Source organism: Halovibrio variabilis, assembly GCF_007991175.1.
GTDB lineage: Bacteria > Pseudomonadota > Gammaproteobacteria > Pseudomonadales > Halomonadaceae > Vreelandella > Vreelandella variabilis.
Map to the genome: position 1 here is coordinate 1 of NZ_BJXV01000043.1, position 1,726 is coordinate 1,726.

The following is a 1,726-nucleotide window of genomic DNA, read 5'->3' on the forward strand; positions in this document are numbered from 1 at the left end:
GCCTTATTCACGTGGAGGGCTTAAAAACAAAAATAGTGGATGGTAATCTCTTGGATAATCAATGTGTTCCAGCAAGAACATGATTCCAGGAGGCCATCCACTATGGGTGAAAGCGTAGCGTCTTCGGCAACTTCATTCAATGGCTCTGTTCACGTTCAATTCAGCCATGATGCCACCACCAGCGATGCCGGTGGCCTGGTGCTGCGTGAAGCGCTCGACAACAGCGGCGTCATCGCTGCACTTGAGAAGCACTTGGTGGATACGCGCAACCCCTTACGCGTCCGTCATTCGCTGGCCAGCCAGATACGCACCGTCGTGCTGCAGCGGGCTATGGGCTGGGAGGATCTGAGCGATACCGCCTTGCTTGGCAGCGACCCGCTTTGGCAACTCGCCTGTAGCGATGCCCGCGGTTTATCGCCTTTAAACATGCCGCGCCCGTCGCAGGCCACGCTCTCTCGGCTGATCACTTGCCTCAGCCACCCACGCAACATCGACACCGTTCATGAAGGCTTGTTACACCTTGCCATCTGGCGTTTGCAATGCCTCCCTGAGGTGGGCACGTATCGTGCTGATCAGCCTGTCACCCTGGATGTCGACGGCTTGCCAATCGAGGTCTTCGGCCACCAGGGCGGCAGCGACTATAACGGGTACGCAGGCGCACGCATCTATTCGCCGCTCATTGCCTCCATCGCTGAGACCGGTGACATGGTCGGCGGTCTGCTACGTGAAGGCAATGCCGGGTCAGCACAACATGCTGATACCTGGATCCCGCACCTCATTCAACGCCTAATGGATGGCATGAACCGTGATGTGAGCCAGTTCCGCGTGCGGCTGGATGCCGGTTTTACCGATGGGGTGACGCTTCAAGCGCTTGATGACCACGCGATCGCCTACCTCGGACGCTTGAAAAGCAACGCTGTTCTACAGGAAAAGGCAAGCCCCTATCTTAACCGGCCTGCCGGGCGTCCACCGGAGGTGCCGCGCGAGTGGTACCACGATCTGGAATACCAAGCCCAAAGCTGGGCATCACCGCGCCGCGTGGTGCTGATCGTGCAGGAGAACCCCAATGACTTGCTGCTCAATACGTTCTTCCTAGTGACCAATCTTGACCGCTATCACTACCCCCCTGAGAAAGTACTGGCTCTCTACCGCCAGCGCGGCAAGGCCGAAGCTCACATGGGCGAGCTCAAGACAGCGCTCAATCTACATCTGTCATCGACGGATCGCGGCACGTTAACGGTGCAAGAGGTGATGGCTCGCAACCAAGTGAATTTACTCCTAAGCCTCTATGCCTATCAGGTCTTGCACTGTGTCCGCGGCGTGATGGAGCGCCGTACCGGACAAGGCTGGAGTCTGGTCAAGACACGCGAGCAAGTGCTGAAGGTCGGGGCAACGTTCACGGTTCATGCACGAAAAGTGCGCATGCGCTTGAGTGCCGCTGCCAATAAATGGTGGCCTCGTCTACTGCCGGGTATCCGACGACTACCGCCTTTGCCAGGCTAATCCCGCCACTACCAATGCCTTAGAGATGAATCGGTTAATGGCCGAGGAAGCCGTCTGGCTGAATGACGGTCATTCATAGCAGAATGCAATAAAAAGGCAGCTAACATATAGCCCTAAGCAATAAAGTCCGGCGCCAATGTCAGCCACCTGGCGTTAGGCGATGCCAAAACGAGAAAAATAGATCCAATTAGGCCGCTGAGAACGCTTAGGTGAATAAGGCGGG

1 protein-coding gene is annotated in these 1,726 nt (G+C 56.7%); it reads left to right on the forward strand.

Features of this window, described 5'->3' with window-relative positions:
- Nucleotides 1-63 precede the first annotated feature (63 nt).
- On the forward strand, nt 64-1,503 hold the full coding sequence (locus HVA01_RS17320) for an IS1380 family transposase (protein ID WP_146876702.1): 1,440 nt from the start codon (nt 64-66) through the stop codon (nt 1,501-1,503).
- The last annotated feature ends 223 nt before the right edge of the window (nt 1,504-1,726 follow it).